Source organism: Streptomyces sp. TSRI0281, assembly GCF_001905125.1.
In the GTDB taxonomy this organism is placed as follows: Bacteria; Actinomycetota; Actinomycetes; order Streptomycetales; family Streptomycetaceae; genus Streptomyces.
Genome location: NZ_LWLE01000020.1, coordinates 34,527 through 48,958, shown reverse-complemented (window position 1 = coordinate 48,958; position 14,432 = coordinate 34,527). Strand labels below are relative to the sequence as shown.

Here is a 14,432-nt window from a genome sequence, read left to right as displayed (position 1 = left end):
GCACGTTCGGTCACGGGGGTTCGGGGGCGCGGTCACGGGTTCCCGGGCCCCCGTCCGCGTATGCCGCGTACGCCGCGGGCCGTACGTATCCCGCGGGTCGCGCCGATGGTGGTGGCGGCAGCCGGAACGCGTCCAGCGCCAGCATGACCTCGATCAGTTCGCGCGGCGTCGACAACGAGCGCGACGTCAGCCGCTCCAGCCGCCGCAAGCGGTTGAACACCGTGTTCCGGTGGCAGCGCAGGCGTTCCGCGGTCCGCCCCACCGACCCACCGCACTCCAGCCACTCCTCCAGCGTTCCCACCAGCAGTTCCCGCTCCGCCGGAGCCAGGGCCAGCAGCGGTCCGAACACCTCGGTGACCAGTCGGGTGCTCAGCTCCGGCCGGCTCACCACCAGGGCGGAGGGCAGCCGCTCGTCCAGCCGGACGATCTCGCGCGTCCGCGGGGAGCAGGTCAACAGCGCGAAACCGGCCAGCCTGCGGGCCAGGGCGAGTTCGGCCAGGCCGCCCACCACCGGGCTGATACCGCCCGGACCGGCGTCCCGCTCCGTCAGCAGCGCGGCAGGCCCGGCGAGGCTCCCGTCCCCCAGCGCGACGACGGCGATCTCACAGTCCGCCCGCGTCCGCCAGCACCACCGCATGCCGTCCGCGTCCCCGGCCCACCGCACCGGCTCGTGCCGGGTCGGCCCGCCGTGCCCGGTGCCCAGGACGGCCACCGCGTAGCGCCCCCGCTCGGGCAGCCCCAGGCCCGCCGCCGCGCGCCGGGCGAGGCCCGGCGACGGGCGGCCCTCCAGCAGCGCGTCGAGCAGCGCCCGGACCCGCTCGTCACTGCGCCGCTGCATCCTCTGCTCCGTTCCGCGGGCTCTGCGGCCGCTCATGCCCGGTGAGGATGCCACCGGCGGCGGCGGGAACCAGCCCGCGTCACCGCCCTCTGTGCACGTGCACAACGACGCCCTTCGCTCGCTGGTCACCCGCATCGAGTCGGTCCCGTGCCGTGGACGCACGGCCCGCCCGGTGCTGGTCTGTGGCACCACACGACGCACACCGGCGACGCGACACGTGACATGGCACAGCGCATCGCACACCGCGCACCACACACAGCGCACCCACGACGCGACACGTGACATGGCACCGCGCGACGCACACCCCGCAACGCGACACGTGACATGGCACCGCGCACGAGCACCACGCGAGCACGAGCACCGCGCACGAACGCGACGCCACCACGAGCACCAGCATCAACACCAGCACGAGCACCAACACCAGCACGACGCGACACCAGCACAACATCACTCGAACACGACACGGCATGACACGACACGACAAGGCGGAAGGAGGAGGACGCATGGCAACGCTAGAGATCCGCGCGCTGTCCGTGGGCTACGGCCCGGTACGGGCCCTGCGCGATGTCTCCGTCGACGTGCCGGCCGGCGCGATCACCGCCGTACTCGGTGGCAACGGCGCCGGCAAGACCACGCTGCTGCGGGCCGTATCGCGGACCCTCGGCTTCCACCGCGGGACGGGCACGGGCACCATCCGCTTCGACGGCCGGCCCCTGGACGGGCTGCGGCCCGCCCAGGTGGTGGCCGCGGGAGTGGTCCAGGTGCCGGAAGGGCGACAGGTGTTCGCCCGGATGACGGTGGCCGACAATCTGCGGGCGGGCGCACTGGGGGCCCGCGGCGGCCGCAAGGACGTGACCGCCGCGCTGGCCCGCGTACACGAACTGTTCCCGGTGCTCGCCGAACGCGCGCACCAGCGGGCCGGGCTGCTCTCCGGCGGCGAGCAGCAGATGCTGGCGATGGGGCGGGCGCTGATGGCCGGGCCCCGGCTGCTCCTGCTGGACGAGCCTTCCCTCGGCCTCGCCCCGCTGATGGCGGCCAGGATCGCCGAGACCATCCAGGAGATCAACGCGGCCGGCACCTCCGTCATGCTCGTCGAGCAGAACGCGTCCATCGCCCTGCGGCTCGCCTCGACCGCGTACGTCCTGGACGTCGGCGAGGTCGCCCTGTCCGGACCGGCCGACGAACTCGCCGCGTCCGACGAGGTGCGCCGCCGCTATCTCGGCGTCGTGGACGAGACGGCCGCCGAGGACGCCGACCCGGCGGGCCGGTCCGCGCGCACCCTGAGCAGGTGGTCCGCGTGAGGACCGCACCGTCCGCCACCCCGGCGGCCACCGGGGCACCCGCCCCCACCGCGCTCACCGTCCGCGACGTGACCGTGCGCTTCGCCGGGCTCACCGCCCTCGACGGCGTCTCGTTCACCGTCGAGCCGGGCAGTGTGCACGCCGTCATCGGCCCCAACGGCGCGGGCAAGTCCACCTGCTTCAACGTGCTTTCCGGTGTCTATCGGGCCACCTCGGGCAGCGTCCACCTGGGCACCACCGAGCTGACCGGCCTCCCGCCGCACCGGATCGCCGGACTCGGTGTCGCGCGCACCTTCCAGAACCTGGCGCTGCCACCGCACGCCACGGTCGCCGACAGCCTGCTGCTCGGCCGCCACCGCCTCACCCGCTCCGGGTTCCTCGCCACCGGTCTGCGACTGCCGTCCGCCGCCCGCGAGGAGCGACGCCATCTGGACCGGGTCCGTGAGATCGCCGAATTCATCGGCCTGGAGAAGGAGTTGGAGCGTCCCGCCGGGGCGCTGCCGTACGGACAGCAGAAGCTCGTCGAGTTCGGCCGCGCCCTGTGCATGGAGCCACAGGTGCTGCTGCTGGACGAACCCATCGCCGGGATGACCGCCGACGAACGGCGCCGCACCGCGGCCGTCGTGGCGAATGTGCGCGACAGCCTCGGCATCTCGATCGTGCTGGTCGAGCACGACATGGGGGTGGTGATGCGGCTCGCGGACGCGGTGACCGTACTCGACTTCGGACGCAGGATCGCGGGCGGTACACCCGCCGAGGTCCAGAACGACCCGGCCGTCGTCCAGGCCTACTTGGGGGCACCGGAATGACCACGTTCATCGAACTCCTCCTCGGCGGGCTGTCGATCGGTTCGGTCTACGCGCTGATCGCGCTCGGCTTCGTCGTGATCTTCAAGGCCACCGAGGTCGTCAACTTCGCCCATGCCTCCCTGCTGCTGGCGGGCGGCTACGTCACCGCGGTCCTCCACGACGACATCGGCTTCTGGCCCGCGCTGGGCGTCGGTATCGCGGGTGCCGCGGTCGTCGGCGCCGCGATCGAGTTCTTCGTGATGCGTCGCTACCGGGGCAGCGACCACAGCGTCCTGGCCATCGTCACCATCGGCGTCGACATCCTGCTGACCACCGAACTCACCCGCCGCATGGGCACGGACGTACTGGCGCTCGGCGACCCGTGGGGCGACGAGGTCGTCACCGTCGGCGGGGTCACCCTCGCCCAGACCCGCATCGCCGCGTTCGTCGCGGCCGGTCTGCTCATCACGGTGTTCCTGCTCGCCTTCCGCTACACCTCGTGGGGTGTGTCGATGCGGGCCGCCGCCGAGAACCCGCAGACCGCGGCCCTGATGGGGATCAAGCTCGGCCGGGTCTCGCTCGCCGCGTGGGCGGTCGCCGGAGCCCTCGCCGCCGTCGCCGCGCTCTTCCTCACCGTGTTCCCGACCCCCGGCCTCGAACGGGCCACCTCGCTCGCCGCGCTCAAGGCGTTCCCCGCCGCGATCCTCGGCGGCCTCGACTCCACGACGGGGGCACTCGCCGGCGGACTCATCGTCGGTGTCACCGAGTCGCTCGCCACCGGCTACCAGAGCGATCTCTCCTTCCTCGGCCGGGGCATCGGCGATCTCGCGCCCTATCTGGTGATGGTGATCGTGCTGCTCATCCGGCCCGCGGGACTCTTCGGTACGAAGGAGCTCGCCCGTGTCTGACGCCACCACCGGACCTGCTACCGGACCCACCACCGGACCTGCCGCCGGTCCCACCGCCGGTCCCACCACCCCGACGTCCGTCCTCCCCGCTGCCGAGTCCGAGGCCGCTGCCGAGGCCACGACCGGGAGCGGGACCGCGGGGACCTTCGCCGACCGGCTGCGCCGCCCCCGTACGTACCTCCTGCTCATCGGTTCGGTCCTGCTGCTGGCCTTCCCGTTCTACCTGGACCGCTTCTGGCTCCAGGCCGGGCTCTTCGCGATGGCCGCCGCGATCGGGGCCATCGGTATCAACCTCCTCACCGGAGCCACGGGCCAGCTCTCCATGGGCCACGCCTTCTTCCTCGCCGTGGGTGCGTACAGCTACTGCATCCTGGCGGGGGAGAGCGGCACCGAGAACGGGCACGCGCTCAGCGGCCTCGGTCTGCCGACCTGGCTCGCGGCGATCCTCGCCGTGCTGCTCGCGGGAGCCGCGGGCGGGGTCTTCAGCCCCATCGCGGGGCGGCTGCGCGGCGCGTACCTCGGTATCGCCACCCTCGCGCTGATCTTCATCGGCCAGCATGTGCTGTTCAACGCGGGCTCGCTCACCGGCGGCTTCAACGGCCGCGCCGTACCGCCGCTCTCGGTGTTCGGGTTCACCTTCGACGACAGCGAACTCGTCATCGCCGCCGTACCGTTCCAGTCCGCCGAGAAGCTCTGGTACGTGGCCCTGCTCGCGCTGCTCGTCAGTGGGCTGTTCGCCCGCGGAGTGCTGCGCGGCAGGCCGGGCCGGGCCATGAACGCCATCCGGGACCACCGGATCGCCGCAGGCGTGATGGGCGTGCCGGTGGCCCGCTACCGGGCCGGGGTGTTCGTCCTGTCCTCGATGTACGCGGGCCTGGCGGGCGTCCTGCTCGCCCTGCTCTTCCAGCGGACCGTGCCCGAGTACTTCGGCATGATCCTGTCGCTCGAATACCTCGCCATGATCGTCATCGGCGGGCTCGGCAGCGTCGCGGGGGCGGTCGTCGGCGCGGCCTTCGTCTCCCTGCTCCCGCAGGTGCTCACTCACTACAGCGACTCCCTCCCGCTGGTCTCCGCCCCCGGTACGGGCGGACTCGCACCGGGTGAGGCGTCCCGCTATCTGTACGGCGCCGCGGTGGTCGCGGTGGTCCTGTTCCTGCCCGGCGGCATCGCGCGTCTGAAGAAATCTGGGGAGAAGAAATGAAACTGAGAGCACTTACGGCCGTGGTCGCGGCCCTCACCGTCACCCTTGTGGGATGCAGCGGGAAGGCCACCGAGGGGGACGGCAACGAGAAGGACAAGAGCGGGGTCAAGACCGGCGAGGGGGTCACCTCCTCGAAGATCTCCCTCGGCGCCCTGACCGATATGACCGGGGTGTACGCCTCGCTGGGCAAGAGCGTCACCCAGGCCCAGCAGCTGTGGGTGAAGGAGACCAACGCCGCGGGCGGCATCTGTGACCGGAAGATCGAACTGACCGTCCGTGACCACGGCTACGACCCGCAGAAGGCCATCGCCGCCTACACCGAACTGGAGCCGGAGGTACTGGGCTTCACCCAGTTCATCGGCTCCCCGTTCGTCGCCGCGGTCGAGCAGCGCATCGACGGCCAGGACAAGGGGCTCGTCCTGCCGCAGGCCTGGTCGGCGAGTCTGCTCGGCTCGAAGTACGTACGGGTCATCGGCGCCACGTACGACATCGAGACGATCAACCTGCTCGACTATCTGCTGACCGAGAAGCGCATCGCCAAGGGCGACAAGATCGGTCATGTCTACTTCGAGGGCGACTACGGCGAGAACGCCCTGGCCGGCGCGAAGCACGCGGCGAAGGAACTGGGCCTCAGCGTGTTCGAGCAGAAGATCAAGCCGACCGACAACGACATGACCGCCCAGGTCGCCGCGCTCAAGCAGGCCGGTGTGAAGGCGGTCATCGTGAGCGCGGGCCCGCGCCAGGCCGCCTCGCTCGTCGGTGTGGCGGCCGCCACCGGGTTCGACGTACCGGTCGTCGGCAACAACTCGGCCTTCGCACCGCAGTTGTTGAAGACCCAGGCGGGCCCGGCCCTGCTCAAGGACTACTACGTCGCGGCCTCCACCCTGCCGATCGGTGACCCGGGCGCCGGCCCGTCGAAGCTCGCCAAGGACTATGCGGCCCAGTACCCGAAGGACGGGCTCGACAACGGCGTCGTCGCCGGATACACGGCGGCGTCCGTCTACGGCGAGGCGCTGAAGAAGGCCTGCGAGTCCAAGGACCTCACCCGCGCGGGAGTCGACAAGGCGCTGCTCACGATCAAGGGGTACGGGGCGGACTTCGGGATGTCGCACGACTTCTCGGACCCGGCGGCACCGTCCACCCGGCAGAGCGTCATCATGAAGCCCGACGCCAAGACGCCCGGCGGCCTGAAGGTGATCCGCCCGGCCGCGGTGGCCCCGGCCGCCGAGTCCTTCACGTTGAAGCCGTGACCGGCCGGTCCGTCGCCTCGCAGCCGTGACGCGCCGAGTCCTCCACGTCGAAGCGGTCACCCCCTGACGCACTGACCCCTGACGCGCTGACCCCGCCCCGACCCTGCTCCGATCCGATCGGGCCGTCGAAACGACCCAGTACTTGACGAACGCCCGAACGGGCCCGGCCGACCCCGGCCGGACCCGTTCGGGCGTCCTCGTGCGCGTGCGGCGACGGCCGTCGGCGCGCGACCCGCTCGCGGGGCCGCGCCCGGCGGTCACGGCCTCGCGGGTTCCGTCTCCGTCGCCGGGTCCCGGTCCGGGCCGCTGCCCGGAGCCCCGCCCTCGTCGGCCCTCGCCGTGACCCGGGCCGCCGGGATCAGGGCGGTGGCCACGAGACCGAGCACGACGAAGCCCGCCGCCACATAGCTGCCCAGCGCGAGGCCGTCCGTCATCGCGGAACGCGCGGCGTCGGCGACGGCGTCGGCGACGGAGGCGGAGGCGGAGGCGGCGTCGGCGACGGAGGCGGAGGCGGTCTACGGATGCGCCGCCGGCGGACCGATGGCGGCTCCCGCGCTGTCCGTGACCGTGTGGGTGAGCCGGTCCGCCTCCGCGGCGGGCAGTCCGGCCGAGGACAGCCGGTCGCGCAGCCCGGAGCTCAGGGCGGAGAGGAACACCGTGGTGAGCACCGCGATGCCCAGGGCCGAGCCGAGCTGACGGAAGGAGCTCTGGATGTGCGACGCGTCGAGGGAGTTGGGGCCCTCGGGCAATGCGTCGGCCATTTGGTCTGGACCAAATCGCGGTCGTGATGGTTAGCTCCATTCCGACCGGGCCCGCGTCCGGCCGACCGGGCCCGTCGCGCCCACCACCCCTGCCGCAGCACCTCCGGAGCACCACATGTCCTCCCTGCCCATATCCGAACCACCCCCCTGGCGCACCGTCATCCTCTCGCCGCACTTCGACGACGCCGTGCTGTCCCTGGCCGGACTGCTGCCCGGACTGCCGGGCCCCACCGCCGTCGTCACCGTCCACGGCGGAGCCCCGGACGCCGGCGTCCCGGCCTCCGGATGGGACGACCTCGGCGGCTTCTCCACCGGCGCGGAGGCCCACCGGGTCCGCCGGGCCGAGGACGCGCGGGCCTGCGCGCTGCTCGGCGTCGAGCAGGTGACGATCGACCATCCCGACGGCCCGTACGTCGAGGGCGGGCTCCAGCCCACCGCGCTGGACACCCTGCTCAGAAGCCTCGCCCCCGGCACCCGGGTCCTCACCCCGCTCGGCACCAACCAGCGCGACCACCGGGCCGTACGGCTGCGCGCCATGCGGGTCCTCGCCGAGATGGGAGCCCCCGCACCCTGGGTGTACGCCGATCTGCCGTACACCGGGCACCTGCCCGAGTGGGACACCGCGCAGGCGTGCGAGGCTCTGGCGGAGAGCGAGGCGTACGGCCTCGCGTACCAGGAGCTGCGGCGCGATCACCGTCTCACCGTCCGGCACGAACTGCGGCTGACAGACGACCGCTGGGCGGCGAAGCGGGAGGCGGTCCTGTGCCACGCCTCGCAGCTTGCCGCGCTCGTCCCCGGCCATGGCGACTTCCTGGTCCGGAACGGCCCGCTGCGCACCGAGCGGATCTGGAGCCTGGAACCCCTCGCCCCCGCCGAGCCTGCCCGGTAGCGAGCACACAGACGTACGGCGGACACACGCATGAGGGCCCGGATGCTGGGGAGCATCCGGGCCCTCATGCGTGTGCCTGCGTCCTGTGGCTATGGCAGCTGTGCCGCCCGTGCCTCGCGCCGGTTGTCGCGGAACGTGTTCACGCGCCGCGCCGTCGCGAAGAGCGGGATCACCGCACCCAGCACGACCTGGAGCGCGCAGCCGGTCTGGAGGAGCAGCTGACCGCCGGGGGCGTCGAAGGCCCATGCGGCGAGCAGTCCCATCGCGGCCACGATCCAGCTGAGCATCGCCACCGCGAGAACGCCTCGCGGCTTGGGGTACTCGACCCGGCTCACCATCAGCCACGCCACACCGATGATCGCGAGGAGCGTCGGTACGAAGGGCAGCTCCAGGAGCACGATCGAGACGACCGTCAGCGCCCCGAAGGGGCTCGGCATGCCCTGGAACATGCCGTCCTTCAGCGTCACACAGGAGAATCTCGCCAGCCTGAGCACCACCGCCAGCAGCACCACGATCGCCGCCAGTGCCGATACCCGCTGGTAGGCGTCGTCCGCGACCATTCCGTACACGAGCACGAAGTAGGCCGGGGCGAGCCCGAAGCTGATCAGGTCCGACAGGTTGTCCAGCTCGGCGCCCATGGGGGAGGAGCGCAGCTTGCGTGCCACGAGCCCGTCGAACAGGTCGAAGACCGCTGCCATGAGCATGAGGATGACCGCGGTGGCCGCCGAGTGCCGGGCCATACCGGACTCGTCGCTGCCCGTGAGGTGCGGGATGAGGATGCCCGTGGTGGTGAAGTACACCGCCATGAATCCGCAGGTGGCGTTACCGAGAGTGAGGGTGTCCGCTATCGACAGCCGCATCGAGAGCGGCATGTCCTCCGCGCCGTCGGAGTCGCTCTCCTCGGCGCTCTGCGGCACCCAGCCTGTCTGTGTCTCTGGATCAATCACGGTCAATTCGAGTCACCCCCGCGGTGGTGGCCTGGCCGACCTCGACCGCGACATCGATACCTTCCGGAAGGTAGATGTCGACGCGCGAGCCGAAGCGGATCAGACCGATGCGCTCGCCCTGCTCCACCTTCGTACCCTGCGGGAGGTACGGCACGATACGACGGGCGACCGCTCCGGCGATCTGCACCATCTCGATGTCGCCGAGCTCGGTGTCGAAGTGCCAGACAACGCGCTCGTTGTTCTCGCTCTCCTTGTTGAACGCCGGAACGAAGCCGCCGGGAATGTGCTCGACGGACGTCACGGTGCCGGCCAGCGGCGCCCGGTTGACGTGAACATTCAGAGGGCTCATGAAGATCGCGACGCGGGTGCGCCCGTCCTTCCACGGCATGATGCTCTGCACCACACCGTCGGCCGGAGAGATGACCCGGCCCTCGGTGATCTCGCGCTCGGGGTCACGGAAGAACCAGAGCATGCCCGCCGCGAGCGCGGTGGTGGGCACGGCCACTGCTGCCCAGCGCCCGGACTTGCGGGCCCGGGTGAGGCTGAGAGCGGCGGTGGCGACGGTCGGCAGGAGCCACGGCGATGCTCCGCGTGCGATGCGGACCCCACCGCGTGATGCGGAGGTATGGCTGTCGGGCATGAATGACCTTCGTAGCGGATGATGCCGCGCTGGCAACGGGGGACGGCGGCTTTCCGGCGATGCTATCGGTTGCGAGCCGCAACTGGGCAAGCCAGCAGCCGAGTCGGACAGCTCAGAGGCACCGGCCGAGGATGACAGGGTGTGATGTTCTTCGCGACTAAAACACCTCGAAAGCGACAATCAGCCCTGAAGTCGGTACTCCTCCAGGAGGCGGCGACCAATGATCATTTTCTGGATCTCGGCGGTACCCTCACCGATCAGCAGCATCGGTGCCTCGCGGTAGAGGCGCTCGATCTCGTACTCCTTGGAGAAGCCGTAACCGCCGTGGATGCGGAAGGCGTCCTCGACGACTTCCTTGCAGTACTCGGAGGCGAGGTACTTCGCCATCCCTGCCTCCAGGTCGTTTCGTTCCCCGGAGTCCTTTTTGCGGGCCGCGTTTACCATCATTGCATGGGCGGCCTCGACCTTGGTGGCCATTTCGGCCAATTTAAACTGGATCGCCTGGTGCTGAGCGATGGGCTTTCCGAAGGTGTGGCGCTGCTGGGCGTACGAAACACCCAGCTCGAATGCACGCTGTGCGACGCCGCAGCCACGCGCCGCCACATTTACCCGGCCGACCTCGACCCCGTCCATCATTTGGTAAAACCCCCGGCCGGTGGTGCCCCCCAGCACGCGATTGGCCGGAATACGTAGCCCGTCCATGATCAGCTCGGTCGTGTCGACGCCCTTGTACCCCATCTTGTCGATCTTCCCGGGGATGGTGAGGCCCGGACGGACCTCACCGAAGCCCGCCTCCTTCTCCACCAGGAAGGTCGTCATCGACTTGTGGGGCGCCGTGCCCTCGGGGTGTCCTTCGTCACTCCGGCACAGCACGGCCACCAGATTCGACGTGCCGCCGTTCGTGAGCCACATCTTCTGGCCGTTCAGGACGTACTCGTCGCCGTCCTTGACGCCCTTGGACGTGATGGCGGAAACATCCGAGCCGAGCGCCGGCTCGGACATCGAGAACGCGCCCCGCACCTCGCCCAACGCCATCCTCGGCAGGAACGTGTCCTTCTGCTCCTGTGTGCCGTGCTGCTTGAGCATGTACGCCACGATGAAATGTGTGTTGATGATTCCCGACACACTCATCCAGCCACGGGCGATTTCCTCCACGCACAGCGCATAGGTGAGAAGCGACTCACCCAGCCCCCCGTACTCCTCGGGAATCATCAGCCCGAACAGGCCGAGTTCCTTGAGCCCCTCGACGATCTCGGTGGGGTACTCGTCGCGGTGCTCCAGCCGGGTCGCGACCGGAATGATCTCCTTGTCGACGAAATCCCGGACCGTGGCGAGGATTTCCTGCTGGATGTCGTTCAGACCGGCGGTCTGGGCGAGTCGCGTCATGGCTGCTTCTCCTGTGGCTTCACACGGCTAGTTGGAAGGCGTCGGGCGGCCGGGCTGCTCGCCGCCGCGCTCCTTGATGTACGTCTCGGTGGGAACCATCACCTTGCGGCGGAACACGCAGACCACGGTGCCGTCCTGCTTGTATCCCCTGGTCTCCACGTACACGATTCCGCGGTCGGGGCGGGACTTCGACGGGGTCTTGTCCAGGACCGTGGTCTCGCCGTAGACCGTGTCGCCGTGGAAGGTCGGCGCGATGTGTTTGAGCGATTCGACCTCCAGGTTGGCGATGGCCTTCCCGGAGACGTCCGGCACCGACATACCGAGCAGCAGCGAGTAGATGTAGTTGCCGACGACGACGTTCTTCCCGAAATCGGTCGTTTTCTCGGCGTAGTTGCTGTCCATGTGCAGCGGATGGTGATTCATGGTCAACAGGCAGAAGAGGTGGTCGTCGTATTCCGTGACCGTCTTTCCGGGCCAGTGCTTGTAGACGGCACCGACCTCGAACTCCTCAAAAGTGCGTCCGAACTGCATGATCAGGCCTCCGGCGCTTCGAACGTCGAGGTGCGCGGCATACCGGCCGCACGGCCCTTGCCCGCGATGACGAGGGCCATCTTGCGGCTGGCCTCGTCGATCATCTCGTCGCCGAGCATCGCCGAGCCCTTCTTGCCGCCGGCCTCGGAGGTGTACCAGTCGTAGGCGTCCAGGATCAGTTCGGCGTGGTCGTAGTCCTCCTGCGAGGGCGAGAACACCTCGTTGGCCGCGTCGACCTGGCCGGGGTGCAGTACCCACTTGCCGTCGAAGCCGAGAGCGGCGGCACGGCCCGCGACCTCGCGGTAGGCGTCCACGTCGCGGATCTGGAGGAAGGGGCCGTCGATCGCCTGGAGATCGTGGGTACGGGCGGCCATCAGGATGCGCATCAGGATGTAGTGGTAGGCGTCCGCGCCGTAGCCGGGCGGCTGCTGGCCCACCACCAGGGTCTTCATGTTGATCGAGGCCATGAAGTCGGCCGGGCCGAAGATCAGCGTCTCCAGCCGGGGCGAGGCCGCGGCGATGTCGTCGATGTTCACCAGGCCCTTGGCGTTCTCGATCTGCGCCTCGATGCCGATCCGGCCGACCTCGAAGCCCATCGTCTTCTCGATCTGGGTCAGCAGGAGGTCCAGGGCCACGACCTGCTGGGCGTCCTGGACCTTCGGCAGCATGATGCAGTCGAGGTTCGGCCCGGCGCCCTCGACGACCGTGATGACGTCGCGGTACGTCCAGTGCGTCGTCCAGTCGTTGACCCGCACGACCCGGGTCTTGCCCGTCCAGTCACCCTTGTTGAGCGCGTCGACGATGTGGTGGCGGGCGCCCTCCTTGGCGAGCGGCGCGCAGGCGTCCTCCAGGTCCAGGAAGACCTGGTCGGCCGGGAGGCCCTGGGCCTTCTCCAGGAAGCGCGGGTTCGAGCCCGGCACGGCGAGACAGGAACGGCGCGGACGCAGACGGTTCACGGGCGTCGTGGGCGTGGTCATGCGGGGACCTCCAGAGGGTCGAGCTTGTTCGCTTTCCGGATCTCGTCGACGATACGGCCGATGATCTCCGTGATGCCGAAGTCCTTCGGGGTGAAGACGGCGGCGACACCGGCGCCGATGAGGGCGGCGGCGTCGGCGGGCGGAATGATGCCTCCCGCGATCACCGGGATGTCGGTCGCGCCGGCCTCGCGCAGCCGGTGGAGCACATCCGGAACCAGCTCGGCGTGCGAACCGGACAGGATGGACAGGCCGACGCAGTGCACGTCCTCGGCCAGGGCGGCGTCGACGATCTGCTCGGGGGTCAGCCTGATCCCCTGGTAGACCACTTCGAACCCGGCGTCACGGGCCCGTACGGCGATCTGCTCGGCGCCGTTGGAGTGCCCGTCCAGACCCGGCTTGCCGACCAGCAGCCGCAGCCGCCCCACGCCGAGGTCGCCCGCGGTGCGGGTGACCTTCTCCCGGACGAGGGCGAGCGGGGTGCCCGCCTCGGCGGTGACGGCGACCGGCGCGGACGAGACACCCGTCGGCGCCCGGAACTCGCCGAAGACGTCCCGCAGCGCCCAGGACCACTCGCCGGTGGTGACCCCCGCGCGGGCGCACTCCACGGTCGCTTCCATCATGTTCTTGGTGCCGGCGGCGGCCTTCTTGAGCGCGGCGAGCGCCTCGGTGGCGCGGGCCTCGTCCCGGTTGTCGCGCCACTGGTGCAGGGCGGCGACGACACGGGCCTCGTTCGCCGGGTCCACCGTCATGATCGCGCCGTCCAGGTCGGCGGTGAGCGGGTTGGGCTCGGTCGTCTCGTAGATGTTGACGCCGACGATCTTCTCCTCGCCGCCCTCGATCCGGGCCCGCCGCGCGGCGTGCGAGGAGACCAGCTCGGACTTGAGGTAGCCGGACTCGACGGCGGCCATCGCGCCGCCCATCTGCTGGATCCGGTCGATCTCCGCGAGCGACTCGGTGACCAGTGAGTCCACCTTGGCCTCGATGACATGCGAACCGGCGAAGATGTCCTCGTACTCCAGCAGGTCGCTCTCATGGGCCAGGACCTGCTGGATGCGGAGCGACCACTGCTGGTCCCAGGGGCGCGGGAGCCCCAGCGCCTCGTTCCAGGCCGGCAGCTGGACGGCGCGGGCGCGGGCGTCCTTGGAGAGGGTGACGGCCAGCATCTCCAGGACGATGCGCTGGACGTTGTTCTCCGGCTGCGCCTCGGTCAGGCCGAGGGAGTTGACCTGGACGCCGTAGCGGAAGCGGCGCTGCTTGGGATCGGCGATGCCGTACCGCTCGCGGGTGACGCGGTCCCAGATACGGCCGAAGGCGCGCATCTTGCACATCTCCTCGATGAAGCGGACACCCGCGTTCACGAAGAAGGAGATGCGCGCGACGACGTCGCCGAACTTCTCCTCGGGCACCTGTCCGGAGTCGCGCACCGCGTCCAGCACCGCGATGGCGGTCGACATCGCGTAGGCGATCTCCTGGACGGGAGTGGCTCCCGCCTCCTGGAGGTGGTAGCTGCAGATGTTGATCGGGTTCCACTTGGGGATGCGGCCGACCGTGTACGTGATCATGTCGGTGGTCAGCCGCAGCGAGGGACCCGGCGGGAAGACATGGGTCCCGCGCGAGAGGTACTCCTTCACGATGTCGTTCTGCGTGGTGCCCTGGAGCTTGTCCGGGTCCGCGCCCTGTTCCTCCGCGACCACCTGATAGAGCGCCAGCAGCCACATCGCCGTCGCGTTGATGGTCATCGACGTGTTCATCTGCTCCAGCGGGATGTCCTGGAACAGCCGTCGCATGTCGCCGAGGTGGGAGACGGGCACGCCGACCCGGCCCACCTCGCCCCGGGCGAGGATGTGATCGGGGTCGTAGCCGGTCTGTGTCGGCAGGTCGAAGGCGACCGACAGACCTGTCTGGCCCTTGGCGAGGTTGCGCCGGTACAGCTCGTTGGACGCCTCGGCGGTCGAGTGACCGGCGTAGGTCCGCATGAGCCAGGGCCTGTCCTTGTGACGCTCAGTCATCTGGAG

The 14,432-nt window shown here is 69.9% G+C and carries 15 protein-coding genes; 6 read left to right on the top strand and 9 right to left on the bottom strand.

Annotated features, from left to right (window positions below; genetic code table 11):
* Positions 1-10 precede the first annotated feature (10 nt).
* Positions 11-838 (bottom strand): PucR family transcriptional regulator, encoded by an 828-nt coding sequence (locus A6A29_RS24440; RefSeq protein ID WP_079182993.1) that lies wholly within the window; start codon positions 836-838, stop codon positions 11-13.
* 503 nt (positions 839-1,341) lie between these two features.
* Here A6A29_RS24440 and A6A29_RS24435 point away from each other — a divergent pair.
* From A6A29_RS24435 to A6A29_RS24415, 5 genes are all read left to right on the top strand, one after another.
* A complete protein-coding gene (locus A6A29_RS24435; RefSeq protein ID WP_073722839.1) occupies positions 1,342-2,139 on the top strand; it encodes an ABC transporter ATP-binding protein in 798 nt (265 codons plus the stop codon).
* Complete coding sequence (locus A6A29_RS24430) at positions 2,136-2,948, top strand: ABC transporter ATP-binding protein (protein WP_073722880.1); 813 nt, start codon at positions 2,136-2,138, stop codon at positions 2,946-2,948. Before A6A29_RS24435 ends, A6A29_RS24430 begins: the two co-directional genes overlap by 4 nt.
* Positions 2,945-3,835, top strand: a complete 891-nt coding sequence (locus A6A29_RS24425; protein ID WP_073722837.1) for a branched-chain amino acid ABC transporter permease — start codon at positions 2,945-2,947, stop codon at positions 3,833-3,835. Before A6A29_RS24430 ends, A6A29_RS24425 begins: the two co-directional genes overlap by 4 nt.
* A 157-nt stretch (positions 3,836-3,992) precedes the next feature.
* Positions 3,993-5,036 carry a branched-chain amino acid ABC transporter permease gene (locus tag A6A29_RS24420; RefSeq protein WP_073722878.1) on the top strand — a complete coding sequence of 348 codons (1,044 nt, stop codon included), beginning with the start codon at positions 3,993-3,995 and terminating at the stop codon, positions 5,034-5,036.
* Positions 5,033-6,286, top strand: coding sequence for an ABC transporter substrate-binding protein (locus tag A6A29_RS24415; protein WP_073722835.1), 1,254 nt, complete (start codon positions 5,033-5,035; stop codon positions 6,284-6,286). Before A6A29_RS24420 ends, A6A29_RS24415 begins: the two co-directional genes overlap by 4 nt.
* Positions 6,287-6,543: 257 nt before the next feature.
* On the opposite strand, the gene A6A29_RS45415 is transcribed toward A6A29_RS24415, so the two are convergent.
* Positions 6,544-6,720: a hypothetical protein gene (locus A6A29_RS45415; RefSeq protein WP_158074462.1), complete on the bottom strand. Its 177-nt coding sequence runs from the start codon at positions 6,718-6,720 to the stop codon at positions 6,544-6,546.
* Between the two features lie 81 nt (positions 6,721-6,801).
* A complete protein-coding gene (locus A6A29_RS24410; RefSeq protein ID WP_073722833.1) occupies positions 6,802-7,047 on the bottom strand; it encodes a hypothetical protein in 246 nt (81 codons plus the stop codon).
* Positions 7,048-7,162: 115 nt separating this feature from the next.
* On the opposite strand from A6A29_RS24410, the gene A6A29_RS24405 reads away from it, so the two are divergent.
* Positions 7,163-7,936, top strand: coding sequence for a PIG-L deacetylase family protein (locus A6A29_RS24405; protein WP_073722831.1), 774 nt, complete (start codon positions 7,163-7,165; stop codon positions 7,934-7,936).
* 89 nt (positions 7,937-8,025) lie between these two features.
* Here A6A29_RS24405 and pssA read toward each other — a convergent pair whose 3' ends face one another.
* The 6 genes from pssA to A6A29_RS24375 form a co-directional block, all read right to left on the bottom strand.
* Positions 8,026-8,889, bottom strand: coding sequence for a CDP-diacylglycerol--serine O-phosphatidyltransferase (gene pssA / locus A6A29_RS24400; protein ID WP_385730684.1), 864 nt, complete (start codon positions 8,887-8,889; stop codon positions 8,026-8,028).
* On the bottom strand, positions 8,876-9,523 hold the full coding sequence (locus tag A6A29_RS24395) for a phosphatidylserine decarboxylase (RefSeq protein ID WP_073722827.1): 648 nt from the start codon (positions 9,521-9,523) through the stop codon (positions 8,876-8,878). Before A6A29_RS24395 ends, pssA begins: the two co-directional genes overlap by 14 nt.
* A 180-nt stretch (positions 9,524-9,703) precedes the next feature.
* Positions 9,704-10,909 (bottom strand): acyl-CoA dehydrogenase family protein, encoded by a 1,206-nt coding sequence (locus A6A29_RS24390; RefSeq protein ID WP_073722825.1) that lies wholly within the window; start codon positions 10,907-10,909, stop codon positions 9,704-9,706.
* 27 nt (positions 10,910-10,936) lie between these two features.
* Positions 10,937-11,440: a MaoC family dehydratase gene (locus A6A29_RS24385; protein ID WP_073722823.1), complete on the bottom strand. Its 504-nt coding sequence runs from the start codon at positions 11,438-11,440 to the stop codon at positions 10,937-10,939.
* Between the two features lie 2 nt (positions 11,441-11,442).
* Positions 11,443-12,417, bottom strand: a complete 975-nt coding sequence (locus A6A29_RS24380; protein ID WP_073722821.1) for an HpcH/HpaI aldolase/citrate lyase family protein — start codon at positions 12,415-12,417, stop codon at positions 11,443-11,445.
* A complete protein-coding gene (locus A6A29_RS24375) occupies positions 12,414-14,426 on the bottom strand; it encodes a protein meaA (RefSeq protein ID WP_073722819.1) in 2,013 nt (670 codons plus the stop codon). The genes A6A29_RS24380 and A6A29_RS24375 overlap by 4 nt, the downstream gene beginning before the upstream one ends.
* Positions 14,427-14,432: the final 6 nt, after the last annotated feature.